Genomic DNA, 25519 nt, shown 5'->3' on the forward strand with positions numbered 1-25519 from the left:
CCTTGACCTGAATCAAGCACGGCCGGCGCACGCGGCGCCGGCCGTCATGACCTTGCGTCAGGGTCAGTTCGCGGGCGCGTCGGCCGGCGTTTCCTCGCCCCCGCCAAGCTGGTGGACATAGGCCGCGACGGCGCGCACCTCCGCCTCGCCCAGCCGTGCGCCCCAGGGCGGCATGACACCGTAGGGTCCCTCGGAGATCGACTGGCGCACGCTGTCGGCGTCCGAGCCGTAGAGCCAGATCGCGTCGGTCAGGTTCGGCGCCCCGAGCTCGCGCATCCCGCGGCCGTCCTCGCCGTGGCAGGCGGCACAGTTGTCGGCAAAGAGCTGGCCGCCCTCGCCGGCAAGGGGATCGGTGCCGTCCGGCAGGCTCCGGACATGCGCGACGAGCGTGTCGATCTCCTCCTCGCCGAGGATCTCGCCGAAGCCCGGCATCTCGCTGTAGCGCGCATCGGGGTCGTCCTCGTTGCGGATTCCGTGCCGCACCGTGTAGGCGATCTGCTCGATCTGCCCGCCCCAGAGCCACGCGTCGTCAAGAAGGTTGGGATACCCCTCGGCCCCCGCCGCACCCGAGCCGTGGCACTGCGAACAGTTGTTGCGGAAGACCGCGGCGCCGGCGTTCACGGCGAAGTCGTGCAGCTCGGGGGACTCGTGCAGCCGGGCAAGCTCGGTCTCGACGATGCCGGCACGCATGTCGGCGTTGGCGTCCTCCACGGCCTGGATCTCCTGCGCGACCTGATCGCGCGTCGACCAGCCCAGAACGCCGGCCGTCGCGGTCGACACGAGCGGCCATGCCGGGAACAGGATCGTGTAGATCACGCCCCACACGATCGTCGCGTAGAAGGTCCAGAGCCACCAGCGGGGCAACGGGTTGTTGTATTCCTGGATCCCGTCCCACTCGTGGCCGGTGGTTTCCGGCTCGGCGTTTCGGGTCTTGTCGTGCTTGTGGTCCGCCATCACACGGCCTCCTCGCGGGCTTCGTCGCGGCTGGCGTCATGGCCCGAGGGCGCGCCGTCGCGGGGCGGCCGCGCATCGTCCCGCAGGATCGAGCGCGCCGCGGCTTCGTGGATCCTGCGGCTTCCGGGCCGCAGGACGAACAGGATGCTGCCGACAAAGAAGAGGAAGAGCGCAAGAAGGGCCCAGCTGTCGGCGAACTGTCTCAGCAGCGAATAGGTGTCCATGCGTCCTTCTCCCTACCGGCTGGCGTCGGCCACGAAGGTCGAGAAATCGACCGTGGTGCCGAGCATCTGGAGATAGGCGATCAGCGCATCCATCTCGGTCAGCTCGGGCTGGCCGTCGAAGTTGCGCACCTGCGCGCCGGGATAGCGCTCCAGCAGGCCGTCATAGTCGCCGAACGGATCCACCTGGACGTTGAAGTCCGCCTGCGCGACCTCGATCATCTCGTCGGTGTAGGGCACGCCGACAAAGCGGTGCGTGGCCATGACCTCGTCGATGAACTCGGCCGTGATCGGCGCCCGCAGCAGGTAGTCGTATTTCGGCATGACGCTTTCGGGGACCACCGATTGCGGATCGATGAAGTGATCCACGTGCCACTCGTCCGAGTAGCGCCCGCCGACGCGGGCGAGGTCGGGCCCCGTCCGTTTCGAGCCCCACTGGAACGGGTGGTCGTACATCGACTCCGCCGCCAGGCTGTAGTGGCCGTAGCGCTCCACCTCGTCGCGCATCGGCCGGATCATCTGGCTGTGGCAGACGTAGCAGCCCTCGCGGATGTAGATGTCGCGGCCCGCCAGTTCGAGCGGGGAGTACGGGCGCACGCCCTCCACTTCCTCCACCGTGTTCTCGAGCCAGAAGAGCGGCGCGATCTCGACGATGCCGCCGATGGTGACCACGAGGAACGACGCGACCAGCAGAAGCGTGGCGTTCTTTTCCAGGATCGCGTGCTTGTCGATCAGCTTGGTGTGGTGCGGCAGCTCGTTCGGGATGCCGCCGTCACCCGGCTTCACGACGTTCGGGTCCTGGTCGGAGGGTGTGATTTTTTCGTTTGCCATCTGTTTTTACTCCGCAGGCACGGGGGCGTTGACCGGCCGGGCTTCGGGCTGACGGATCGTCATCCACATGTTCCAGACCATGATCAGCGCGCCGCTGAGGTAGAGGACCCCGCCCAGACCGCGCACCACGTACATCGGGAACTTGGCGGCGACGGTGTCGGCGAAGGAGTTGACGAGGAAGCCGTTGGCATCGACCTCGCGCCACATCAGGCCTTCCATGATGCCCGTGACCCACATCGACGCGGCGTAGAGAACGATGCCGATGGTCGCGAGCCAGAAGTGCCAGTTGATCGCGGCCATCGAGTACATCTGCGCCCGGCCCCAGAGCTTCGGCGTCAGGAAGTAGAGGCAGCCGAAGGTGATGAGCCCGTTCCAGCCGAGCGCGCCGGAATGCACGTGCCCGATGGTCCAGTCGGTGTAGTGGCTGAGGCTGTTGACGGCGCGGATCGACATCATCGGGCCTTCGAAGGTCGACATGCCGTAGAAGGCGAGCGACGCGACGAACATCCGGATGATCGGGTCGGTGCGGATCTTGTCCCACGCGCCCTCGAGCGTCATCAGGCCGTTGATCATGCCGCCCCAGCTGGGCATCCACAGCACGACCGAGAACACCATGCCCAGCGTCGCGGCCCAGTCCGGCAGCGCGGTGTAGTGCAGGTGGTGCGGCCCCGCCCAGATGTAGAGGAAGATCAGCGCCCAGAAGTGGATGATCGACAGCTTGTAGCTGTAGATCGGCCGTTCGGCCTGCTTCGGCACGAAGTAGTACATCATGCCGAGGAAGCCCGCCGTCAGGAAGAAGCCGACCGCGTTGTGGCCGTACCACCACTGGGTCATCGCATCCTGAACGCCGGCGAAGACCTGCACGCTCTTGGAGCCCCAGATCGACACCGGGATCGACAGGTTGTTGACCACGTGCAGCATTGCGACGGTCACGATGAACGCGAGGAAGAACCAGTTCGCGACGTAGATGTGCGGCTCGCGGCGCTTGATGATCGTGCCGAGGAACACCGCCAGGTAGGCGACCCAGACGAGCGTCAGCCAGATGTCGACGTACCATTCGGGCTCGGCGTATTCCTTCGACTGGGTCGAGCCCAGAAGGTAGCCGGTCGCGGCCAGCACGATGAAGAGCTGGTAGCCCCAGAACACGAACCACGCGAGGTTGCCGCCCCAGAGCCGCGCCGCGCTGGTGCGCTGCACGACATAGAAGGACGTGGCGATCAGGGCATTGCCGCCGAAGGCGAAGATCACCGCCGAGGTATGCAGCGGCCGCAGCCGCCCGAAGTTGGCGTAGCCCTCGGACCAGTCGAAGTTCAGCACCGGGAAGGCCAGCTGGAACGCGATGAACGTCCCGGCCAGGAACCCAGCGATGCCCCAGAATGCCGTCGCGATGACGCCGGCGCGGATCGGGCCGTCCATGTAGCCCGTCGTGTCGACGGGAACCCTCGCGTCGTCGTAGCTGCGAATTTCCCAAAGGAGCAGTCCGGCCGCGACCACCATGACGATGACCGCGTGGACGCTGTAGGCCAGATCGCGCCCCCAATCCGCCGCGATCGCGGCGAAGAGGACGATCAGCCCGTAAATGACCATGCGCAAGATGTTCATGTCTGTGCTGTCCCCACGTTGAATGACCGCCATGGCTGGCGGGATCTGGGGCCCGTAGACATGATTCAGCGGGGCGCTCGCCTTGATCTGCATCAACTGGGCGCCGTGCAGCCCGGAAAGAGACGTGGCCTGGGCACGCGATTCGCGCGCAAGACCGGATTAACTCTACGGAAACTCGCGCGACGCATACGGATCCCGGTGCATGGGCAGCGATGATTCGGGATGGACCGCAGGCAACTCGATCGGCGGCTTCGGCGGGCGCGCGCGGCGCATGCGCGCTGGCAGGCGGCGCTCACCGGGGCGGCGCAGGCCGGTGCGCCCGAAGAGCGCCTGCTGCGCCTCGTGCGCGCGCCGGCGGACGATGTCGCCTCTCTTCTGTCCGAGGTCACGCAGACCCCGGCGATGGCCGCGACGCCGCCCGCCCGCGCGGCGCTCGCCGCACATGCCGCGCTGCGGTTCGAGGCGTCGCGCATCGCCGGACTGATCGAGCGGAACCAGACCGCGCGCCTGAGGGCCGAGATCATGGGCCCCGGCCTGCAGCGCCCGGCCCACGCGCTCGGCCGCGCCCTGTCGGATTTGCGCATCGCGGCGGTGCCGTCGCACGCCTGAGCCGTGCCGCGCGTTGGCTCAACAAGCCCTCCGCACCGACTGCTTTTCTAAACCAAAACGCGCGACGCGGATCAGTCGATGGCGCTGCGCGCGCAGCCGTCCGCTTGCGGAATGTCAGACGTCAGCGCCGTGCGCGAAGGCTGTCAGCTGATGACGCCGCCGTCATCGTCATCGATCTCGAGCGCGAGGCGCGCGAAATCGGGAATCCGGACCTCCCGCGCGGAGGGCGTCTCGATCAGGCCGTCGCGGCGCAGTGCCGAGAACTGGCGGCTCGTCGTCTCGATCGTCAGCCCGAGGTAGTCCGCGATCGTCTCGCGCGACAGCGGCAGGTGAAGCTGGACGGGACCCTCCGCCACCGTGCCGTCGTGGGCCGCCGCCTCGCGCCGGGCCAGGTTCACGATGAAGTTGATGACTTTCTCCCGCGCGCTCATCCGGCCGAGGACAACGGCCCAGTCGCGCGCGGCGTCGAGTTCGTCGAGCGTCATCACAAGCATGCGGTGCGCGATGTTGGGCGACCGGTCCATCAACTGCTCGAACGTCCGCCGCTCGAACCGGCAGAGCGTGACCTCGCTCGCCGCCTCGATGTTGTAGGGCGACACCGCCCGGCCGGGCCGGCCGATGAAATCGGACGGCAGAAGAAGCCCCACCATCTGCCGCCGGCCGTCGGCAAAGCTGCGCGACATCGTTGCACAGCCGCTTACCACCGACGACAGGTGATCCAGCGGCTCACCGGCCTCGGCCAGCATCGTGCCGCGCTCCACAGTACGGTAGGATTTTGCCTGTTCCAGAATCGCGAGCTCGTCCACTTCGCACTCCGCGCACACGGCGCGGTGTCGAATGGGGCAGGAACTGCAGGAATTCGCACTCAACTGGATGGTCATGCGAAAACAATACAATCGCCCTTGATCTGCATCAAGGCGACAGGCGCGCGCATCGCGCATCTCCACGTCATGACCGATGATCCGCTCCATTCCGCCCTGCTCGACGCTCGGGTTCCGCGCTACACGAGCTATCCGCCGGCCAACCGGTTCTCTGCCGACGTCGGCCCGAACCAGTCTGGAGACTGGCTCGGCGCGGTCGCGACCGACGCGCCGATCTCGGTCTACGTTCACGTGCCCTTCTGCCGCAGGCTCTGCTGGTTCTGCGCCTGCCGGACGCAGGGCACCACCGCCGATGCCCCGCTCGACCGGTTCCTCGATCATCTCGATCTCGAGGCCGCGATGGTCGCCGCGCGCTTGCCGCGCGACGTGACCGCCGGCGCGCTGCATCTCGGCGGCGGAACACCGACCATCCTGTCGCCCGACCGCATCGCGCGCCTGTCGGAACTGCTCCACGGCGCCTTCACCTTCACCAACGACGCGGAAATCTCGGTCGAGATCGACCCTGTCGAATGCGACGAGGCGCGCCTCTCTGCGCTGGCCGCGCTCGGCACGACGCGCGCGTCGCTCGGGGTGCAGGACTTCGACCCCATCGTGCAGGCCGCCATCGGCCGCGAACAGAGCGTCGCCGCCACCCGCGCGGTGGTCGACGGCGCCCGGGCCCGCGGCATCGAAAGCCTCAACGTCGATCTGGTCTACGGCCTGCCGCACCAGACAGAGGCCCGGATCGCCGCCACGCTCGAGACGGTGCTCGATCTGCGGCCCGACCGGCTCGCGCTCTTCGGCTACGCGCACGTGCCTTGGATGGCCCGGCGCCAGCGCATGATCCCCGAAGACGCCCTGCCCCTGCCGGTCGAGCGGATCGCGCTCGCCGCCCGCGCGCGCGAAATGCTCGTCGCCGCGGGATACCGCGAGATCGGCATCGATCACTTCGCTCTGCCGGACGACGCCATGGCGCATGCCGCCGCGGCCGGCACGCTGCGCCGCAATTTCCAGGGCTACACGACCGATCGCGCGCCGACGCTCATCGGGCTCGGCCCCTCGTCGATCTCGCGCTACGCCGAAGGATTCGCGCAGAACGCGCCGGCGACCGGGGCGTGGCAGGCGCGGATCGCCGAGGGCATGCTCGGTACGGTGCGCGGCCATGCCCTCACCCGCGACGAACGCATGACAGCCGATATCATCGAACGGATCATGTGCGACGCGCGCGTGGATCTCGCCGCGATGGCGGAGCGCCACGATCAGCCGCTGGTGCCGCTCCTGACGCTGGCGCGCGCCGCGCTCGCGGACCTGCCGGGGGTCGGCACGCTCGAGGGCGAAGTGCTGCGCGTCGGTCGGCCCGCCGCGCTGCGCCTCGTGGCCGCGCATTTCGATCCGGGCTTCGCGCCGTCCGCGAACCTCTACAGCCAGGCGAGCTGAGCCCGGCTCAGCCGGGCAGCGCGTCGGTCAGCACGTAGCGCAGGATGTCCACGACCTGCGCGGGTTCGCGCGCGACCGCGAGCGCGGCGGCATCGACCTCCTTGAGCGCGTGGTCGTGCTCCTCGGGCTGAAGGATGATCAGCGACTTGCCCAGCGCGCTGGCGTAGCCGGCATCGAAGGCCGCGTTCCACTGCTTGTACTGCGTGCCGAAGCGCACCACCACGATATCGGCATCGGCGATACCCTTGCGTGTGCGCAGCGCGTTGACCATCGCGCCCTTGTGGTCGTGCCAGTATTTCCGGTCCTCGGCACCGAGGATCGCGACCCCGCAATCGTCCGAGGCCGCGTGATCCGTCACCGGCCCCGAGAACGTCACGTCGAGGCCCTGCGCCCCGTCGATGATCTGGTCGCGCCAGTCAGTGTGAATCTCACCGGAGAGGTAGACGTTGAGGCCCATGACAATCCCTTTCGCTGAACGATGCCCCACGAGGTATCGCGGCCGGCCCGCCGGGCCAAGCCGTCAGCGAAACGCGGTGCCGTCCCAACGAGTGGTCCAGCCCTTGCCGCCCTGCCCGAAGCCCGAGATCGTCGGCCGGGCCCCCGTGCCCACCGTGATGCCGCCGCCGAGAAACTCGGTTTCGAGTTCGAGAAGGTCGCCGCGCCGCAGCCAGATCTTCACCGAGCAGACCTGCGCGCCGCAGAAGCCGCTGCGCCTGGTTTGGCCGCAGACGATGCCCTCGTGCGAGATCAGCAGATCCTGCCGCCCGTCCCCGTCGAGATCGCGCTCGACCAGCCCGCCGTCGAGCCGCGCCCGACCATCAATGCCGGTGCAGGCGGCCGACAGTTCCTGTTCGAGAAGGTAGCGCGCCGCGTTCGAGCTTTGGGCAGACGCCCCGGGAGGATCGGCGCAGATGACGACAGCGGCAAGCAGACCAGCAATGACACGCATGGAAAAGGCTCCGGATCAAATCGACCCGGAGCCTAGCAGCTTTCGGTACGCGAGACGAGCCGTCAGCCGCGCAGCGTGGCCCCGGTGGCCTTCGTCACCTTCTCCACGATCTTCGCGGCCACCGCCTCGATCTCCTTTTCCTTCAGGGTCGCCTCGCGCGGCTGAAGCCTCACGGTCAGGGCCAGGGATTTCTTGCCATCGCCGAGGCTGCCGCCGACGAACTCGTCGAACACGCGGACGTCCTCGATCAGGGCCTTGTCGGCCCCCGCCGCGGCGTTGACCAGGTCGAGCGCGGCGACATCGGCATCGACGACGAAGGCGAAATCGCGCTCCACCGGCTGGAAGTCCGACATCTCGAGCGCCGGGCGCGTGGTCCGCTGCGCCTTCGGCATCGGAACCTCGGCGGGATGCACGACAAAGGCGACCGCCGGCCCCTTCACGTCGAAGGCCTGCAGGATCTTCGGATGGACTTCGCCGAAAGTGGCGAGCACCTTCTTCGGCCCGAGGCACAGCCGGCCATGCCGGCCAGGGTGCCACCACGCCTCGGCGCCGCGCTGCACCTGCATCTTGGAGGGCGCGCCCATCGCGGACAGCACCGCCTCGGCATCGGCCTTGGCATCGAAGGTATCGGCCGCGCGCGCGCCGCCATGCACGTCCTTGGGCGCGGTGCGACCGACGACGAGGCCCGCAAGCTCCAGCGCCTGCTCGCCCGGCTCGCCGCCCGAGAACGCGTAGCCCAGCTCGAACAGCGCGAGGTCCGCCGCACCGCGCGCCTGGTTCCGCGCCGCCGCCTGCAAGAGCCCGGGCAGCAGCGACGGCCGCATGTGGCTCATCTCCGAAGAGATCGGGTTGGCGAGCATCGTCGCGTCGCCACCTCCGCCGAACAACTCCGCCGCGCGGCGGTCGATGAACGAGTAGGTCACGCATTCATTGTAGCCGAGCGTGGCGACCGTGCGCCGCGCCACCTGCTCGCGCTTCTGCAGCGGCGACAGGATCGGCCGCGGCACGCCGGTGTCGACGCGCGGCATGGGCTTGCCCTCGAGCTTGGTCAGCGATGCGATCCGCGCCACCTCCTCCACCAGGTCGGCCTCGCCCATCACGTCGGGGCGCCACGGCGGCACCTTCGCCATGTCGCCGTCCATCTCAAACCCGAGCGCGGTCAGCGTCGCACGCTGGGTCTCGGCCGGGATGTCCATCCCGACGAGGCTGGAGCAGCGCCGGGTGTCGAGCCGGTAGGCGCGGGAATGGTCGGGGATCGCGCCTGCAACGATCACGTGGCTCGCCTCGCCCCCGGCATGGTCGAGGATCATGCGGGTCGCGTGCTCGATGCCGTGCGGCGTCCACTCCGGATCGATCCCGCGCTCGAAGCGGTAGCGCGCGTCGGAGTTGATCTTGAGCGCGCGACCCGTATGCGCCGTGCGCACCGGATCGAAATACGCGGCCTCGAGGAACACGTTCACGGTCTCGTCTGTGACGCCGGTCGCCTCGCCGCCCATGATCCCGCCGAGGCTCTCGGGCCCGCTGTCGTCGGAGATGACGACCATCCCGGGCGCGAGCGTGTAGGTCCGTTCGTCGAGCGCGGCGAGCGTCTCGCCCCCCGCGGCGAGATGCACGCGAAGATCGCCGCTCACCTTGTCGGCGTCGAAGACGTGCAGCGGGCGATTCCGGTCGTAGGTGAAGAAGTTGGTCACATCGACGAGGAACGAGATCGGTCGCAGGCCGATCGCCTTCAGCGCCTGCTGCAGCCACGCGGGCGATGGGCCGTTCTTCACGCCTCGGATCAACCGTCCGTAGAAGACCGGGCAGGCGTCGCGTGCATCGTCGTCGATCGTCACGCCGACCGGGCTGTCGAAGGTGCCCGGCACGGGGTCACAGTCACGCGGCTTCATCGTGCCGAGCCCCCGCGCCGCCAGGTCGCGCGCGACGCCGCGCACGCCCAGAGCGTCGGGCCGGTTCGGCGTGATCGCGATCTCGATCACCGGATCGACCTTGGCGGGATCGTTCTGCGCCAGCCAGTCCGAAAACCGCTGCCCGACCTCGCCAGAGGGCAGCTCGATGATGCCGTCATGCTCCTCCGACAGTTCCATCTCGCGCTCGGAGCACATCATGCCGTGACTCTCGACGCCGCGGATCTTGCCGACCTGGATGGTGGTATCGATGCCGGGCACGTAGGTGCCGGGTCTCGCGACGACGACGGTGATCCCGTCGCGCGCGTTGGGCGCGCCGCAGATGATCTGGGTCTCGCCCGTGTCGGTCATCACCCGGCAGACCTTCAGCTTGTCGGCATCCGGATGCTTCTCCGCCGCGATGACCTTGCCGATGGTAAAGTCGCGAAGCCGCTCGCCGGGGTTCTCGACGCCCTCGACCTCGAGCCCGAGATCGGTCAGCGCCTCCGCGATCTCGTCGACGCTCGCGGTCGTGTCGAGGTGATCCTTGAGCCAGGACAATGTGAACTTCATGGGGCGCGCCTCAGGTCGGTCTGGTCGGGTCGCGGCTGTCCTAGCGGATCGGTCCGAGCGGGAAAAGAGCCCGGCGCACGCGCGCTAGTCGAGGCTGTTGCGCTCTGCCTCGGCCAGGTCCTGGATCCGGCCGATCCGGTACATGTGCACCTCGCGCGCCAGCCGCAGGCTTGGCTTCACGCAAAAAAACACCGACCCGAACACGAAACACCAGATCGCCGCGGTTTCGAGCGCGCTCCAGAAGAACAGGACGGAGCCGACGAGAAACAGGATCGCGGCCAGGAAATCGACCAGCGTGTGCGCCAGCTCGTAGCGCGCGTAGAGCCGGCGGGTCCGGGCCGTGCTCTGGCGAGTGGCGTGACGGAAAAGGCGCATGACGTGTCTGTCTCAGGCCGCCGCGGCGCGCGTCAAGCCGGCCGCCCGGGCCCGCCCGCGCTCCCCGCGTCGGCGCGGGCCAGTTCCGCTTCGGCGGCCTCGGCGCGCTGGCGGAACTTGCGCGCGCGCTGCCGGCCCTTGCGGCGCTTCTCTTCGTAAAGCCCGGGGCGCACGAGGCTCGCCGCCTCCGGCGCGATCTCGAACGGCGCGATCCGCTCGGGGACATCCGCGCCGTCGCGGATGAACAGCAGCGTGTTCTGCGCGAACCACGACAGGACCTCCGGGCTCGCCGCAAAGCGCGCCCGGTAGGCGTCGTAGCAGCGGTATCCGGCGGCCGCGAAGTCCTCGGCCCAGTCGCCCTGCCAGCGGCAATTCACGTGCCCGACACCGCCCTGCCCCGGCACCGCGGCCGAAAACAGGATACGGTCCGACAGCGCGCAGAGATCGGCCACCAAGCCCCGCCCGCGCCCGGGCGACAAATGCTCCGCGACTTCGAGACAGGCGCAGAGATCATAGCGCCGATCCTCCGCCAGCGGCTGCTCGAGATCGTGCACGCGATAATCCTCGCGCGGGTGCGCGGTCTCCTCGTTGTCGATCCAGGGCCCCTCGATCCCGCGCACGGCGATTCCGGCATCGGCGAACGCGGCGAGCAGGTACCCCTTGCCGCAGCCCACGTCGACGAGCGACCCGATCTCCATGTCGGCGCACACCACGTCGCGCATCCGACGCGCCGACGCGAGGCGCCGCTCGGTCTGGGCGTCGTGGTTCTTGAACATACCGGAGTAGTCGGTCATCTGCGGGCTCCGCCTGATGCGCATTCGTGCGCAGCATCGCCGAACCGCCCCGAAACGCAAATGTCCCCGCGACGCCACGCTCGCAAGCGTGGCTGAAGCGCCGCGCTTATCAACGCGCCAGTGATGCGCCATAGATCCGCCGACGAGGACAGGGAGCCCCGAACGGGACACGACATGGGCGATACACGAGTGGCAGTGGTGACGATCTGCCGGGACGACGAGGTGCTGCTGCGGCGCTTCGTCGACTATTACGGCGGTCTCTTCGGACGGCGCGCAATCTACATCATCAGCCACGGCGACACCGACATGGTGCGCGACGTCGCCGCCGGCTGCAGCATCGTGCCGGTGCCGGAGTTCGAGACCGACCGCTTCACCATGCTGCACTGGCGCACCAAGAACCACCTGAAGGATGCGCTGCGGCAATGGTATCACCACGTCATCGTCGTCGACGTGGACGAGTTCGTGGTGATCGATCCCGCGACCGGGCTCGACCTGCGCCAGTGGCTCGAGACCGCGCGCCAGCGCACGGTCTATACCGCGTTCGGCTTCGAGATCGTCCACCGCCGGAGCGAGGAGCCCGACGGCATCGCCGACGGCATTCTCGGGCCCCGGCGCCACGCGCAGGTGGCGCTATGGTACGCCAAGCCCTGCATCCTGTCGCGCGGCGTCAAGCTGTCGCGCGGGGGTCACTTCGCCGATCACCCGAAGCTCGACATGCCCGACGAGCTCTACCTCTTCCACATGAAGTACTGCGACTGGTCGCTCTTCGTGGACACCGCAAACCGCCGCAACGCCTTCATCGCCGAGCAGCAGAGGGCCGGCAGCGGTACCGTCCGCACCAACCCCCAGTGGTTCGCCGACAAGCGCCGCGACGAGGAAACGTTCGCCGCGTTCGAGGCCCGGCCGGTGCGCGAGGATTTCGACCTCGCGCCCATCCGCGAGGCGATGCGCGCGAGCTGGCGCGAGCGCTCGCACGGGCTCTATCACTTCGACAGGATCGAGGTGCCGGAGCTCTTCAAGCTGCCCGAGCGGTTTTCCGGCGCCGACGTCGTCTGAGCGGAGCGCAACGGCGGCGCGACGCGCCGCCGGCGAAGGTCAGCCCGACAGCCCGCCATGCAGCGTCGGGACGCTCAGCGCCGAAAAGCCGTAGTGCCGCAGCCAACGCAGGTCGCTGTCGAAGAACGCCCGCAGGTCGGGGATGCCGTATTTCAGCATCGCGATCCGGTCGATCCCCATGCCAAAGGCGAAACCCTGCCACGCGTTCGGATCCACGCCCCCGGCCTCGAGCACCTTGGGGTGGACCATGCCGGAGCCCAGAACCTCGAGCCAGCCGTCGCCCTCGCCGATCTTGAGCTGGCCGCCCTCCCACGAACACTGGATGTCGACCTCGGCCGAAGGTTCGGTGAACGGGAAGTGAGAGGCGCGGAACCGCGTCTTGATGCCGTCCACCTCGAAGAACGCGGCAAAGAACGCCTCCAGCACCCACTTGAGGTTCGCCATCGAGATGTCCTTGTCGAGGGCCAATCCCTCGACCTGGTGGAACATCGGCGTGTGGGTCTGGTCGTAGTCCGCGCGATAGACGCGGCCGGGCGCGATGATCCGGCAGGGCGCGCCGAACTTTTCCATGTGCCGGATCTGCACGGGCGAGGTGTGCGTCCTCAGGACGTGCGGCGGCCGGTTGTCGCCCTCGGCGCGGTGCATGTAGAACGTGTCCATCTCCGCCCGCGCCGGGTGGTGCGAGGGGATGTTCAGCGCGTCGAAATTGTACCAGTCGGTGTCGATCTGCGGCCCTTCCGCCACCGCGAAGCCCATATCGGCAAAGATCGCCGTGACCTCCTCGGTCACCTGGCTGATCGGGTGGATCGTCCCGGTCCGCCGCGGACGCGACGGCAGCGTCACGTCGAGCCACTCCGTCCGCAGGCGCTCGTCGAGCGCCGCGTCGGCCAGCGCTTCCTTCTTGGCGGCCAACGCGGCGTTGATCTCGTCCTTGAGCGCGTTGAGCTTCGGACCCATCACCTGGCGCTCTTCGGGGCTCATCTTGCCCAGTTCGCGCATCTTCAGGCTGACCTCGCCCTTCTTGCCCACGGCCTCAACGCGCAGCGTCTCGAGCTCGCCCTCGTCGCGGGCCTCGGCAATCCGGCCGAGATAAGTGTCGCGCAGGTCGTCCATGGAGCCTCCGGGATGGGTCGTGCGGGTCGGCGTCTAGCTAGCCGCGCCGCGGCGCGGCTGCAAGCGGCGCGGTCCCGGCCGCGGCCGATCAACCGCCGCCGCGCTTTTCCACGGACTCGCGCACCCGCCGCACGAGGAACCAGACGGCCAGGATCACCGGCAGCGTCACCGCCGCCGTCAGCATGCCGCGCGACACGCCCAGCGCCTCGCCCGCCGGGTAGAGAAGGTAAGCCGCCAGCGACACCGCGTAGTAGCTGATGGCCACCGTCGACAGGCCTTCGACCGTCTTCTGCAGGCGCAGCTGCATCTCGGCGCGCTGGTTCATGCCCTCGAGCAGTTGCTGGTTCTGAGCCGAGCGTTCGACCTCGACCCGCGTGCGCAGAAGCTCCGACGTGCGCATCGCCCGGCCCGACATCGTGCCGATGCGCCGCTCGGTCGATTTCACCGTCCGCATCGCCGGATCGTAGCGGCGGGTCATGAACTCCGCGAAGGTCTGGCGGCCCTGCCACCGGGCCTCGCGCAGGACCTCGATGCGCTGGCCCACGATCGCCTCGTAGGCGCCCGTGGCGCCAAGCCGGAACGACGTCTGCGCCGACAGCGCCTCGAGCTCCGCCGACGTGGCGAGCAGCGATTTCAGCGTATCCTCCGCCGACCCGGTGCCGTGTGTCATCACCTCCATCAGCGTCGACAGCTCCTCGTCGAGATACCCGAGCTTCGGTGAGATCTCGCGCACCCGGGTAAAGCCCAGCATCGACATCGTCTTGTAGGTCTCGATCTCGGTCAGTCGCTGGACGATCCGCCCCACCCGGCGCTCACCCACGCCCGGACGCGCGAACACCGCAAAGCGTTGGTGCCCGGCCGGATCGATTCGGAAATCGCCCGCGATGATCGCGTCATCGTCGAGCACCGCGCTCACCGCGATCGACTCGGGTACGAACCAGTCCTCGATGCGCGACTCGATCGTGTCATCGTCCTCGACGCGCTCATCCACGCGAACGAGCGCCGAGGTGACGCGCACGCCCGGCGCCGCGTCGAGCCATTCGGGCGGGAAGACGTCGAAATCCGCCGGATCGAACGGCCGCTCCGACAGCCCCCTGAGAAAGACCGTGTAGGTGACGAACTCGGTGTGCTGTTCCCATTTCAGCACGTGCTGACCGATCGGGCCGGAGAAGTGCGTGGCCCCCGGCTGCGGATGTTGGGTGCCGTAGCGATCGAGCAGGTCGATCAGGTGCTGCAGGTCGAGCGACTTGTCGCGCGATGCCGCCTGGTGCGGCTTCTTGATCGCGAGATAGACGGCGCGGCACGGCACCTGCAGCGAGGGAAACGGCCGCGCATGAAGCTCGTTGGCCAGCCTGTAGCGCAGCGGATGATCCTGAATCGGCGGCATGTCTGTCCCGGTCGTTTGAGGCGTCGCCGGCGACTAGATACCGCCCCGCGCCGCAACGTAAAGGAAATTGCGACCGAAAATCATGGACTTGTCAGGATGCAGCGGTATGCGCAGCGCGGCGGGACCTGCGATTTCAGGCGCTTAGACCGGAGGGGCGGGCGCAGGAGTCCTGCGCCCGTCAGCGATGAAACGACGACTTTTCCGGCAGATGCCGGTCGCGTGCGGACGGACGGTCGAGCATGATGGCAAGCAGCACCGCGCGCAGCAGCAGAAGCGCGGCCAGGATCGCCAGCGGCACCGACCATGTCCCGATCGTGGGGGCGGCCAGCATCGAAATGCCAACCAGCAGTAGCCCGATCGTGGCCATGGCAAAGATGCGCATGGAGCGGGTTTCGTGGGAAATCATATCGGCACCTTCAGGGTCGGACGCGCCCCATCCCCGGGCGCTCGCAATGGCTATCACTCAAATAGGCGTGGCCCGAGACCGGACCAAAGTGCTCGGCAGAGTATGGCCTGAGAGGCGGCAGCATTCAGCCGGCGCTCCGCCGGCTGCGCCATTTTGGCAAGCGTCCTGTGGGATGTGGGCAACAGCCGCGCGAGCACGGCGCGGGCTCGAATCGCGGTGCCGTGTGCGGCCCTGCAAGGCGAGGAAGGGCGCCCATGCCGCGGGTGCAAAACGCAAAACGCCGCCCCCGCGGCATGCGGGAGCGGCGCGATGACCGGCACGGAATGCGGGTGTCAGGCGACCTTCTGCAACAGGTCGTCCAGCGACTTCTTCGCGTCGCCATAGAACATTCGCGTGTTGTCCTTGAAAAAGAGCGGATTCTCGATCCCAGAGTAACCGGTGCCCTGTCCGCGCTTCGACACGAAGACGTTCTTGGCCTTCCAGACCTCGAGAACCGGCATGCCGGCGATGGGCGAGTTCGGATCGTCCTGGGCCGCGGGGTTCACGATGTCGTTCGAGCCGATGACGATCACCACGTCGGTGTCGGGGAAATCGTCGTTGATCTCCTCCATCTCCAGCACGATGTCGTAGGGCACCTTGGCCTCGGCCAGCAGCACGTTCATGTGCCCCGGCAGACGCCCCGCGACGGGGTGGATGGCAAAGCGCACCTCCTTGCCCTGCGCGCGCAGGCGGCGGGTCAGCTCGGCGACGTTGTTCTGCGCCTGCGCCACCGCCATGCCGTAGCCCGGAACGATGACGACCGAGTCGGCCTCGTCCAGCGCCTGGGCGACGCCGTCGGCGTCGATCGCCACCTGCTCGCCCTCGACCTCGGCCGCCGGGCCCTGGCTGCCGCCGAAGCCCCCGAGGATCACCGAGATGAACGAACGGTTCATGGCCTTGCACATGATGTAGGACAGGATCGCACCCGAGGAGCCCACGAGCGCGCCCACCACGATCAGCAGGTCGTTCGACAGAGAGAAGCCGATCGCCGCCGCGGCCCAGCCCGAGTAGCTGTTCAGCATGGAGACCACGACCGGCATGTCCGCCCCGCCGATCCCCATGATCAGGTGATAGCCGATGAACAGCGCCAGTACCGTCATCAGCACGAGCGGGAAGATCCCGCCGGTGCCGAAGTACCAGAACAGGCAAAGGACCGAGACCACGGCCGCCGTGGCATTGAGGATGTGCCCGCCCGGCAGCTTCGTCGCCGCGGAGGTGACCTTCCCGGCAAGCTTGCCGTAGGCGACGACCGACCCGGTGAAGGTCACCGCGCCGATGAACACGCCGAGGAAGAGCTCCAGCCGAAGCACGTTGATCTCGGCCTGCGTCTTGTGCGCGACGATGGCCGCGAAGCCGCGGAACTGCTCGGCCACGGCCTGCGACATCGCCGCGGCCTCCATCTCGGGCCCGAGCGGAAACGGCACGCCCGCCTCCGCGAACGCCGCCGACACGCGCCCGATCTCGATATGGGCGTTGTAGCCCACGAAAACCGCCGCGAGGCCGACGAGCGAGTGCATCGCCGCGACCAGCTGCGGCATCTCGGTCATCTGCACGCGCTTGGCGACGATCACGCCGAGCACGGCGCCGGCCGCGATCAGGATGATCGACAGCCACCAGAGCCCGGCACCCGGGCCGATGAGCGTGGCGAAAACCGCCAGCGCCATGCCGACGACGCCGTACCAGACCGCGCGCTTGGCGCTTTCCTGTCCCGACAGCCCGCCAAGGCTCAGGATGAAGAGAACGGCTGCGACCACGTAGGCCGCGGTGGTGAATCCGAAGTCCATTGACCCTGCCCCTTTAGGATTTCTGGAACATGGCGAGCATGCGCCGCGTCACGAGAAAGCCGCCGAAGATGTTGATCCCGGCCATGAACACCGACAGCGCGGCCAGCAGCACGACGAGGAACGACCCCGAACCGATCTGCATGAGCGCGCCGAGGATGATGATCGACGAGATGGCGTTTGTGACCGCCATGAGCGGCGTGTGCAGCGAATGGCTGACGTTCCAGATCACCTGGAAGCCGACGAAGACCGCCAGCACGAAGACGATGAAGTGCTGCAGGAACGACGGCGGCGCCACCATGCCCACCAGAAGCATCAGGATGCCGCCGATCGCCAGAAGCGTGACCTGCTGGCGCGTCTGCGCCTTGAAGGCCGCCATCTCCTCGGCGCGCTTCTCCTCCGGCGTCTTCTCCTTTTCCTTGGGCTTGGGCTTCTGGGCCGCGATCGCCTGCGTCTTCGGCTTCGGCGGCGGGAAGGTCACCTCGCCGTCATGCGCGATTGTCGCGCCGCGGATGACGTCGTCTTCCATGTCGTGATTGACCGCCCCGTCCTTCTCGGGCGTCAGGTCGGTCATCAGGTGACGGATGTTGGTAGCGTAAAGCGTCGAGGCCTGCGTCGCCATGCGGCTGGGGAAATCGGTGTAGCCGATGATGACCACGCCGTTGTCGGTCACGACGCGCTCGTCCTTGACCGTCATCTTGCAGTTGCCGCCGCGCTCTGCCGCGAGGTCGACGATCACCGAACCGGGCTTCATGGCCTTGACCATGTCCTCGGTCCACAGCTCGGGCGCCTCGCGGTTGGGGATCAGCGCGGTGGTGATGACGATGTCGATGTCGGGCGCGAGCTCGCGGAACTTGGCAAGCTGCGCCTCGCGGAACTCCGGGCTCGACGGCTTGGCGTAGCCGCCGGACTCCGATCCGTCCTCCTGCTCCTCGTCGAAGTCGAGATAGACGAATTCGGCGCCCATCGACTCCACCTGCTCGGCCACTTCGGGCCGCACGTCGAAGGCGAAGGTGATCGCGCCGAGCGAGGTCGAGGTGCCGATCGCGGCCAGACCCGCGACGCCGGCGCCGACCACCAGCACCTTGGCCGGCGGCACCTTGCCCGCGGCGGTGACCTGGCCGGTGAAGAACCGCCCGAAGTTGTTGCCCGCCTCGATGACCGCCCGGTAACCGGCGATGTTGGCCATCGACGACAGGGCGTCCATCTTCTGCGCGCGGGAGATGCGCGGGATCATGTCCATCGCGATGACGGTCGCGCCCTTCGAGGCCGCGAGCTTCATCAGCTCCTCGTTCGAGCCCGGATAAAAGTGCGAAATCAGCGTTTTGCTCTTGTCGAGCCGGCCGATCTCCTCTTCCGACGGGGGCCGCACCATCGCGATGATGTCCGACTGCTCGAACAGCGCCGCGGCCCCGTCGACGACCGTGACGCCGGCCTCGCGGTAGGCATCGTCGAGAAAGCCGGCCTTTTCGCCCGCGCCGGCCTCGATCAGGCATTCGTGGCCGAGCTTCTGCAGCATCTTGGCCGAGTCCGGGGTCATCGCGACCCTGTTCTCGCCGTGCGCGGTTTCCTTTGGCGTGCCTATCTTCACGTCGATCCCTCTCCCGTGTCTCCGTTCCGCCGGACGCGGGCCCGGCGCTGGATGTGCCATTGCGGGCTTAGAGCATAGCCCTCGGACGAGTTAAAGCCATCTATTCGTTTGTTGCGCATACGCCTGAAACTCGGCAACAAACTTATCCCGCATCCGCGCCTCCTCGGGCAGGACGAAGCGGCGCAAAAGCACCGCGGCGAGCACGGGAACGAGGAACAGCGCCGCCGGCGCGTCGAGGATCAGGCAGGCGCCCGCGAGGATCAGCAGATCCGCGAGGTAGATCGGGTTGCGCGAGCGTGCGAAGATCCCGGTGGTGATGAGCCGCTCGGGCGTTTCGCCGGGCATGATCGTGGTGCGATGCCGCCGGAATTCGCGCGCGGCCAGAGCGATCAGACTGACGCCGATCGCCACGAGCGCGCCGCCAAGGATGTCGCCCGGCCCGCCGATCCGGGGCCACGGCACCGCGCCCGAGATCGCGTAGGCCAGCGCGATGCAGCCCAGCAGCCAGACGGGCGGCGTGTCGATCCACTTCATTTCGGGCCTCGGGGTCAGGGGTCGGGGGCACTTTCGGGGCACTGTGACGAACTGCGCCCGCCACGTCCAACACCGGATCCGCACGGTCAGGGTCTTGTTTCCGATCGGAAACCCGTGTCATCTGCGCCCCGCGGCATAGATCGCCCATTCGAAGGCCCAGACGGAGGAACCCGCCATGTCCGACCGCGTAACCCGCCACGATCTGCAGATCGATCCCGTGCTGTTCGACTTCATCGAGACAGAGGCGCTTCCGGGCTCGGGGGTCGAGGCCGACGCGTTCTGGTCGGCGCTGTCGACACTGGCGCACGAATTCGGGCCGCGCAACGCCGAGCTTCTGCGGGTGCGCGACGAGATGCAGGGCAAGATCGACGACTGGCACCTCAAGCGCCGCAACCAGCCGCACGATCACGAGGCCTACAAGGCGTTCCTGGAGGAGATCGGCTACCTGCTGCCCGAGGGCGGGGATTTCGAGATCGATACCGCCAATGTCGACCCCGAGATCGCGACCGTGCCGGGGCCGCAGCTCGTCGTGCCGATCACCAATGCGCGCTACGCGCTCAACGCGGCGAACGCGCGCTGGGGCTCGCTCTACGACGCGTTCTACGGCACCGACGCGATGGGCACGACGCCGCCGCAAGGCGGCTACGACCGTGGCCGGGGCGCCCGCGTGGTGGCCCGCGCCCGCGTCTTCCTCGACCAGGCCGCGCCGATCGAGGGCGGCAGCCACGCCGACGCCCGGCGCTACCACGTGAGCGGCGGGCAGCTCCTCGTCGACGATCTGCCGCTCGTGGATCCGACGAAGTTCGTCGGCTATCGCGGCCACCCCCGCGCGCCCGAGCTGGTGGTGCTGCGCAACAACGGGTTGCACGTGCAGCTGGTGTTCGACCGCACCCACCGCATCGGCGCCCGCGACCAGGCCGGGCTCGCCGACGTGGTGATCGAAAGCGCGGTTTCGGCGATCATGGACTGCGAGGATTCCGTCGCCTGCGTCGACGCCGAGGACAAGACGCTGGCCTACCGCAACTGGCTCGGCCTGATGAAGGGCGACCTGACCGAGACGTTCCGCAAAGGCGACGGCGAGGTCACCCGCGCGCTCGCGCCCGACGTCACGCTGACCGCGCCCGACGGGTCGGGCGAGGTCACGCTGAAGGGCCGCGCGCTGATGCTGGTGCGCAATGTCGGCCACCTGATGACGAATCCCGCGATCCTCACCCGCGACGGCGCCGAGATCTACGAGGGGCTGATGGACGCGATGGTCACCACGCTCGTCGCCCGGCACGACCTCGCCCGGGAGGGCGGCAACTCTACGGCCGGCTCGGTCTACGTGGTCAAGCCGAAGATGCACGGCCCGGCCGAGGTGGCCTTCACCGACGAGATCTTCGGCGTGGTCGAGGACGCGCTCGGCCTCCCGCGCCACACCGTCAAGCTCGGCATCATGGACGAGGAGCGCCGCACCTCGGTCAATCTCAAGGAATGCATCCGCGCCGCGCGCCACCGCTGCGCCTTCATCAATACCGGCTTTCTCGACCGCACCGGCGACGAGATCCACACCTCGATGGAGGCCGGCCCCTTCAGCCGCAAGGGCTTCATCAAGGACAAGGCGTGGATCACCGGCTACGAGAACCGCAACGTGGATATCGGCCTCGAATGCGGGCTGTCGGGCCGCGCGCAGATCGGTAAGGGCATGTGGGCCATGCCCGACCTGATGGCGGCCATGCTGCAGGCCAAGATCGCGCATCCGCAATCAGGGGCCAACTGCGCCTGGGTGCCCTCGCCCACGGCCGCGACGCTGCACGCGCTGCACTACCACCAGGTCGACGTGCTCGCCGTTCAGAAGAAGCTGAAGGCGGGCGGCCGGCGCGCGCGGGTCGACACGCTGCTGCAGATCCCGCTGGCGACGCACGCCAAGTGGTCGCAAGAACAGATCATCCGGGAGGTCGAGAACAACGCCCAGGGCATCCTCGGCTACGTGGTGCGCTGGATCGACCACGGCGTGGGCTGCTCCAAGGTTCCCGACATCAACGACGTGGGCCTGATGGAGGATCGCGCCACCTGCCGCATCTCGGCCCAGCACATCGCCAACTGGCTGCACCACGAGGTGGTGAGCCGAGAGGAGGCGATGGAGATTCTGCGCCGCATGGCCGAGGTCGTCGACCGCCAGAACGCGGACGATCCCGCCTATCGCCCGATGGCGCCGGACTTCGACGGCATCGCCTTCCAGGCGGCCTGCGACCTCGTGTTCAAGGGGCGCGAGCAGCCCTCGGGCTATACCGAGCCGGTGCTGCACCGCCGGCGCCTCGAACTGAAGGCGTCGTGAGGCCGAGAGCGCGGCGTGGGGGCCAGCCCCCACACCCCCGGAGTATTTCGACCAAGAAGAACGAGGAGGACGGACGACGATGGCCACCCTATCGCTGAGACGGGCGCGGACGATGATCCGCAAGGCGTTCGAGCACGCGCGTGGCGCGGAGATGAAACCGATGGCGGCGGTGGTGCTCGACGCGGGCGGCAACATGATCGCCTTCGAGCGCGAGGACGGAGCGAGCCCGGGGCGGTTCGACATCGCGCGCGCCAAGGCGTACGGCGCGGTGATGCTGGGCATGCCCGGCTCCGCACAGATGGCGCGCGCCGAGGCACAGGCCTACTTCATCGCCTGCGCCAACGGCGCGCTCGGCGGCGGGCTCGTGCCGGTGCCGGGTGGCGTTCTCGTCAAGGATTCCAAGGGCGTGGTGCTGGGCGCGGTCGGCGTCTCCGGCGATGCCTCGGACAACGACGCGGCCGCCGCGAAAGCGGGCATCGACGCCACGGGACTGACGGCGGAGGTCTGAGACGCTTTATCCGGCCGGCCGCGCGCACTAGGTTCCGGATGAAACGGATCCGCACGGCAGCCTCGAAAGGACAGACATGACCCGCCCGGTCATCGGCATCGTCACCAACGCGCACATGATCAACGACGAGTACCCGGCCCATGCCAGCGGCACGATGCTCGCCGAGGCGGTGGCGGAGGTGTCCGGCGCGCTGCCGCTGCTGATCCCGTCCGACCCGGCCTACCTCGACATGGACGCGCTGATGGCGCGCTGCGACGGCTTCCTGCTCCCGGGCGGCCGGCCGAACGTGCATCCCGAGGAGTACGGCGAGGCGCCGACCGAGGCGCATGGCAGTTTCGACCGCGAGCGCGACCGGGTGGTGCTGCCGCTGGTGCGGGCCTGCCTCGAGCGGGGGCAGCCGCTGCTGGGGGTCTGCCGCGGGTTCCAGGAGGTGAACGTGGCGATGGGCGGCACGCTGCACCCGGAGATCCGCGAGCTTCCGGGACGGATGAACCACCGGATGCCGCCGGACGGTACGATCGAGGAGAAGTTCGCGCTGCGCCACAAGGTGAGCTTCGTCGAGGGTGGACCGTTTCACCGGATCATGGGCGCGCGCGAGGTGATGACCAACACGCTGCACGGCCAGGGCATCCTGCGCGCCGGCGCGGGCATCGTGATCGACGGCCGCGCCCCCGACGGCACCCCAGAGGCGATCTACGTCGACGGCGCGCCGGGATTTCTGCTGGCGGTGCAGTGGCATCCCGAATACCGCGCTGCCAACGACCCGGTGTCGCGGCCGCTCTTTTCGGCGTTCGGCGCGGCGGTGCGCGACTGGGCGGCCGGGCTGCGCCCGGCGGCGCGGCGCTCGGCGTGACGCCCCGGCCCCGCCGTCAGGCGGCGGCGGTGTCGCGCAAGGCCAGCTCGGGCCGGATCAGTCCCACCTCGTGACGTTTCAGGCAGGGCCGCGCGGTCGGGCCGTAGCTGCCGGTGCGCAGCTCCGGGCAGGCGGAGAAGAGCGCCGCGCGCGCCGCCTCGTCGAGCGTGGCGAGACCGACGGGACCGGGGTGAAAGCTCTCGGTCGGCGCGCCCTCGGCATAGATCACGTGATGGCGGTCGAGCAGCAGGTGCACGTAGGTCTGCCGCGCCGCGGGCACCCGCCGCACGCCGGCCGCGCCGTCGAGATGGGTGGCCGCGACGAAGACCTCGTCGGCGCCGAGGAGAAGGCCGGCACGCCAGTCGGCCAGCAGCAGCCGGTGCCGCGGCGAGACGCGCAGCGCGCCCGTCTGTCCCGGCAGCGTGCCGGGCGCGAGGTCGAGCGGCGCGAGCGGGCCGGTGGCGTCGACCGTGCTCTGGCCGATCCAGCGCACGGGGCGCGGGCCGGCGTCGCGCGTGACGATCCTGTCGCCGGGGCGCAGCGTCTCGATCGCGCGGGGGCCGGTGTCGGTCAGGATGCGGGTGCCGGGGGCGAAGCAGATGATCGCGTCGATGTTGGAGAACGACACCACCGTGCCGTCGTACATCGTGACGGTGCCGGTGAATTCGCCGTCGCCGGTATCGGTGCGCACGAGGGTCGAGCGGTCGGCGAGGCCGGCGAGGTCGAGCGTGTCGCCGGCCGATTGTTCGAGCGTGCCGCCGTCGATGCTGATCGGCCCGCCGCCGGCTTCGCCCAGGTCGACCAGCCGGTAGACGTCGTCGCCATCGCCGCCGACGGCGGTGTCGCCCTGCCCGATGACGAGCGTGTCGTTGCCCGAGCCGCCCTCGAGATAGTCGGCACCGGTGCCGCCGATGATCGAATCGTCGCCGTCGCCGCCGTAGAGGCTGTCGTCCGAGCCGCGGCCGTCGATCGTGTCGTTGCCGCCGCCGCCGTAGATCACGTTGGTCCAGTCCGGTCCGGACTGGTCGTACCCCGCGAGGCTGTCGCCGAAGTCCGAGCCGATGATGCCGTCGATGCCGCCCTGGCTGACGTCGCCGGTGGCGTGCCCGCCGGCGTAGGTCCCGGAGCCGAGATCGACGCTGACCCCGGCATCGGAGCTTTCGTAGCTGACGAAGTCCATGCCGGCGCCGGCATTGAGCGTGTCCGCCCCGGCGCCGCCTTCCAGCGTGTCGTCGCCGTCGCCGCCGACGAGGGAATCCGCGCCGGTGCCGCCCGAGAGCGAATCCGCCCCGGTGCCGCCGTCGAGCGTGTCGCCGCCGGCCTCGCCGTAGAGGCTGTCGTCGCCCGCGCCTCCGAGGAGCGAGTCGTCGCCGCCCGCCTCCGCCACCGGGTCGAAGGTGACGTCGGTCAGCCAGATCCCCTGCGTGCCGCCCTGGGCGTTCGAGTAGGAAATGCTGATCGAATGCACCGGCCCCGCGATCTCGACCAGGACCGAGCCGTCGGCATCGGCGGTGTCGTTGGCCACGGTGTTGGCGGTGATCGTGTTGCCGGCGACGGTGTCGCCGCCCGACGGCGTGAGCGTGACGGTGACCGGGTTGCCGGCCGCATCCGTGGCCGTGACGGTGACGACATCGGTGTGGTTGCCCGAGCCCCAGTCCACGTCGTTGATGCGGAAGGTGACGTTGCGCACCTCGTCGGTGACGCCGGCGCCCGCGGCGCCGTCGAAGTCGATCGTGGTGCGGGACGTGGCACCGCCGCCATTGCCGAACAAGAACAGCGAGGATTGCGGATCAAAGCTCTCGCCCGGCGCGACGTAGTTGGTGGTGCCGGTATCCACCTCGTAGGTGGGGGCGTTGTTGCCGGTATTGGTGAACGACACGCTGACGTCGACGGCGCCGGTGCTCTGGGTGAATCCGCCGGCGAGGTTGGTGCCGTCGGGCCCCTGCTCGGCCCAGTCGAGCCGCCCCGGCGCGGGCTGCGTGCCCTGCCCGCCGTCGTCGCCATAGACGACGTCGTCGCCGTCGCCGCCGATCACGGTGTCGTCGCCGCGCCCGGCATACACGGTGTCGTCGCCGGCCCCGGCATCGATGCGGTCGCTCGGCGCGCCCGGGCGCCCGTCCACCTGCTCCACGTCCGGGTCGAGGTAGTCGGCGTCGATCACGTCGGCGCCGGCGGTGCCGTCGACCGTGCCGTCGGCCTCGATGTAGTCGGTGTAGCGGAAACTCGTGTCGCCCGTGCTCACGTCCGGCAGCGTGTCGCGCGCCAGTACGGTGTAGTCGCGCCCGGCGACGAGCGGTTCCTCCGACAGCGTGTAGTCGCCGGCGGCCGCGCCGCCTTCGACGTCGAACTCGACGATCTGGAACGTCCGGCCGGTGGTCTCGTCGCGTACGGTCCAGACGATCTCGGCGTCGACCGGCGAGTTCGTTGAGGTGGCGCCGCCAACGGTGACCGTGGCGGTCGCGTTCTCTCCGCCGTCGTCGTCGTCGAGGAATTGCCGGTCCGTGCCGGACTGGTTGTCGGTGAGCGTGGCACTGCCGGTATAGGTCGTCGGCCCTGTCCAGCGGAAGCTGGAACCGGGTCCGCCGATCAGGGATTGCGGGTCCACCGCGTAGAACCGCAGGGCGTAAGTGGGCATGTCGGCCGCTCGTTCCGTTCCGGCCCGGGCCGCGCGGTGCGTCCGGGGCGCGCGCCGCTGGTGTCGCGGCGCAATTAACCAAGGTCCGGAATAGCGGCAGCCTGTGGCCGGAATTCGTGGTTAAAGTGCCTTAACCAAGATCAATTGTGACGCGCACCCGAACCGGCGAGGCCGCGGACACGTCAGCGGCGAATATTGGCAGGGGGTG

General features: G+C 68.6%; 23 protein-coding genes. 6 read left to right on the plus strand and 17 right to left on the minus strand.

Translation table 11 applies throughout. The features are described from left to right. Positions 1 to 63: 63 nt before the first annotated feature. Genes ccoP through ccoN form a run of 4 tightly spaced genes read right to left on the minus strand, consistent with a single transcriptional unit; the run spans position 64 to position 3608 of the window. Positions 64 to 954 carry a cytochrome-c oxidase, cbb3-type subunit III gene (ccoP, locus tag ROJ8625_RS11095; protein ID WP_085791970.1) on the minus strand — a complete coding sequence of 297 codons (891 nt, stop codon included), beginning with the start codon at positions 952 to 954 and terminating at the stop codon, positions 64 to 66. Further along, the gene (locus ROJ8625_RS11100; RefSeq protein ID WP_085791971.1) at positions 954 to 1178 is read right to left on the minus strand and encodes a cbb3-type cytochrome c oxidase subunit 3; all 225 of its coding nucleotides are present in this window, start codon (positions 1176 to 1178) and stop codon (positions 954 to 956) included. The genes ccoP and ROJ8625_RS11100 overlap by 1 nt, the downstream gene beginning before the upstream one ends. 12 nt (positions 1179 to 1190) lie before the next feature. Then, the gene (gene ccoO, locus ROJ8625_RS11105) at positions 1191 to 2006 is read right to left on the minus strand and encodes a cytochrome-c oxidase, cbb3-type subunit II (RefSeq protein ID WP_085791972.1); all 816 of its coding nucleotides are present in this window, start codon (positions 2004 to 2006) and stop codon (positions 1191 to 1193) included. 6 nt (positions 2007 to 2012) lie between these two features. Beyond that, positions 2013 to 3608, minus strand: a complete 1596-nt coding sequence (gene ccoN, locus ROJ8625_RS11110) for a cytochrome-c oxidase, cbb3-type subunit I (protein WP_085792419.1) — start codon at positions 3606 to 3608, stop codon at positions 2013 to 2015. A 222-nt stretch (positions 3609 to 3830) separates the two neighbouring features. On the opposite strand from ccoN, the gene ROJ8625_RS11115 reads away from it, so the two are divergent. After that, on the plus strand, positions 3831 to 4217 hold the full coding sequence (locus ROJ8625_RS11115; protein ID WP_085791973.1) for a hypothetical protein: 387 nt from the start codon (positions 3831 to 3833) through the stop codon (positions 4215 to 4217). A gap of 143 nt (positions 4218 to 4360) precedes the next feature. Here the strand turns inward: ROJ8625_RS11115 and fnrL are convergent, their stop codons facing one another. Continuing rightward, a complete protein-coding gene (gene fnrL, locus ROJ8625_RS11120; protein ID WP_085792421.1) occupies positions 4361 to 5188 on the minus strand; it encodes a transcriptional regulator FnrL in 828 nt (275 codons plus the stop codon). On the opposite strand from fnrL, the gene hemN reads away from it, so the two are divergent. Continuing rightward, positions 5168 to 6514, plus strand: a complete 1347-nt coding sequence (gene hemN / locus ROJ8625_RS11125) for an oxygen-independent coproporphyrinogen III oxidase (RefSeq protein WP_085792420.1) — start codon at positions 5168 to 5170, stop codon at positions 6512 to 6514. The two genes, fnrL and hemN, sit on opposite strands and share 21 nt — an antisense overlap. Positions 6515 to 6521: 7 nt before the next feature. Here hemN and ROJ8625_RS11130 read toward each other — a convergent pair whose 3' ends face one another. The 5 genes from ROJ8625_RS11130 to ROJ8625_RS11150 all read right to left on the minus strand — a co-directional run bounded on the left by ROJ8625_RS11130 (position 6522) and on the right by ROJ8625_RS11150 (position 11091). After that, a complete protein-coding gene (locus ROJ8625_RS11130) occupies positions 6522 to 6971 on the minus strand; it encodes a YtoQ family protein (protein WP_085791974.1) in 450 nt (149 codons plus the stop codon). Between the two features lie 63 nt (positions 6972 to 7034). Next, entirely contained in the window at positions 7035 to 7463 is a 429-nt protein-coding gene (locus ROJ8625_RS11135) for a hypothetical protein (RefSeq protein ID WP_085791975.1), read from the minus strand. A gap of 62 nt (positions 7464 to 7525) precedes the next feature. Next, on the minus strand, positions 7526 to 9922 hold the full coding sequence (gene pheT / locus ROJ8625_RS11140) for a phenylalanine--tRNA ligase subunit beta (RefSeq protein ID WP_085791976.1): 2397 nt from the start codon (positions 9920 to 9922) through the stop codon (positions 7526 to 7528). A gap of 84 nt (positions 9923 to 10006) precedes the next feature. Next, complete coding sequence (locus ROJ8625_RS11145; protein WP_085791977.1) at positions 10007 to 10297, minus strand: YrhK family protein; 291 nt, start codon at positions 10295 to 10297, stop codon at positions 10007 to 10009. 32 nt (positions 10298 to 10329) lie between these two features. Next, the gene (locus ROJ8625_RS11150) at positions 10330 to 11091 is read right to left on the minus strand and encodes a methyltransferase domain-containing protein (protein WP_085791978.1); all 762 of its coding nucleotides are present in this window, start codon (positions 11089 to 11091) and stop codon (positions 10330 to 10332) included. Between the two features lie 174 nt (positions 11092 to 11265). Between ROJ8625_RS11150 and ROJ8625_RS11155 the strand changes: the two genes are divergently transcribed. Further along, entirely contained in the window at positions 11266 to 12147 is an 882-nt protein-coding gene (locus ROJ8625_RS11155) for a glycosyltransferase family 2 protein (RefSeq protein WP_159456757.1), read from the plus strand. Positions 12148 to 12186: 39 nt separating this feature from the next. Here ROJ8625_RS11155 and pheS read toward each other — a convergent pair whose 3' ends face one another. The 6 genes from pheS to ROJ8625_RS11185 all read right to left on the minus strand — a co-directional run bounded on the left by pheS (position 12187) and on the right by ROJ8625_RS11185 (position 18998). After that, positions 12187 to 13260 (minus strand): phenylalanine--tRNA ligase subunit alpha, encoded by a 1074-nt coding sequence (gene pheS, locus ROJ8625_RS11160; RefSeq protein WP_085791980.1) that lies wholly within the window; start codon positions 13258 to 13260, stop codon positions 12187 to 12189. Between the two features lie 88 nt (positions 13261 to 13348). After that, positions 13349 to 14647 (minus strand): DUF3422 family protein, encoded by a 1299-nt coding sequence (locus ROJ8625_RS11165; RefSeq protein ID WP_085791981.1) that lies wholly within the window; start codon positions 14645 to 14647, stop codon positions 13349 to 13351. Between the two features lie 178 nt (positions 14648 to 14825). Then, complete coding sequence (locus ROJ8625_RS11170) at positions 14826 to 15029, minus strand: hypothetical protein (RefSeq protein ID WP_085791982.1); 204 nt, start codon at positions 15027 to 15029, stop codon at positions 14826 to 14828. A gap of 356 nt (positions 15030 to 15385) precedes the next feature. After that, a complete protein-coding gene (locus ROJ8625_RS11175) occupies positions 15386 to 16876 on the minus strand; it encodes an NAD(P)(+) transhydrogenase (Re/Si-specific) subunit beta (RefSeq protein ID WP_085791983.1) in 1491 nt (496 codons plus the stop codon). Positions 16877 to 16889: 13 nt separating this feature from the next. After that, the gene (locus ROJ8625_RS11180) at positions 16890 to 18464 is read right to left on the minus strand and encodes a Re/Si-specific NAD(P)(+) transhydrogenase subunit alpha (RefSeq protein WP_085791984.1); all 1575 of its coding nucleotides are present in this window, start codon (positions 18462 to 18464) and stop codon (positions 16890 to 16892) included. A gap of 90 nt (positions 18465 to 18554) precedes the next feature. Beyond that, positions 18555 to 18998: a methyltransferase family protein gene (locus ROJ8625_RS11185; protein ID WP_085791985.1), complete on the minus strand. Its 444-nt coding sequence runs from the start codon at positions 18996 to 18998 to the stop codon at positions 18555 to 18557. 175 nt (positions 18999 to 19173) lie between these two features. Here ROJ8625_RS11185 and ROJ8625_RS11190 point away from each other — a divergent pair, with 175 nt between their 5' ends. The 3 genes from ROJ8625_RS11190 to ROJ8625_RS11200 all read left to right on the plus strand — a co-directional run bounded on the left by ROJ8625_RS11190 (position 19174) and on the right by ROJ8625_RS11200 (position 22676). Continuing rightward, the gene (locus tag ROJ8625_RS11190) at positions 19174 to 21315 is read left to right on the plus strand and encodes a malate synthase G (RefSeq protein ID WP_085791986.1); all 2142 of its coding nucleotides are present in this window, start codon (positions 19174 to 19176) and stop codon (positions 21313 to 21315) included. Positions 21316 to 21394: 79 nt separating this feature from the next. After that, a complete protein-coding gene (locus ROJ8625_RS11195) occupies positions 21395 to 21823 on the plus strand; it encodes a GlcG/HbpS family heme-binding protein (protein WP_085791987.1) in 429 nt (142 codons plus the stop codon). Between the two features lie 76 nt (positions 21824 to 21899). After that, positions 21900 to 22676 (plus strand): gamma-glutamyl-gamma-aminobutyrate hydrolase family protein, encoded by a 777-nt coding sequence (locus ROJ8625_RS11200; RefSeq protein WP_085791988.1) that lies wholly within the window; start codon positions 21900 to 21902, stop codon positions 22674 to 22676. A gap of 16 nt (positions 22677 to 22692) precedes the next feature. On the opposite strand, the gene ROJ8625_RS11205 is transcribed toward ROJ8625_RS11200, so the two are convergent. Then, the gene (locus tag ROJ8625_RS11205) at positions 22693 to 25311 is read right to left on the minus strand and encodes a Hint domain-containing protein (RefSeq protein WP_200813310.1); all 2619 of its coding nucleotides are present in this window, start codon (positions 25309 to 25311) and stop codon (positions 22693 to 22695) included. Positions 25312 to 25519 lie beyond the last annotated feature (208 nt).

Source organism: Roseivivax jejudonensis, from assembly GCF_900172265.1.
Classification (GTDB): Bacteria; Pseudomonadota; Alphaproteobacteria; order Rhodobacterales; family Rhodobacteraceae; genus Roseivivax; species Roseivivax jejudonensis.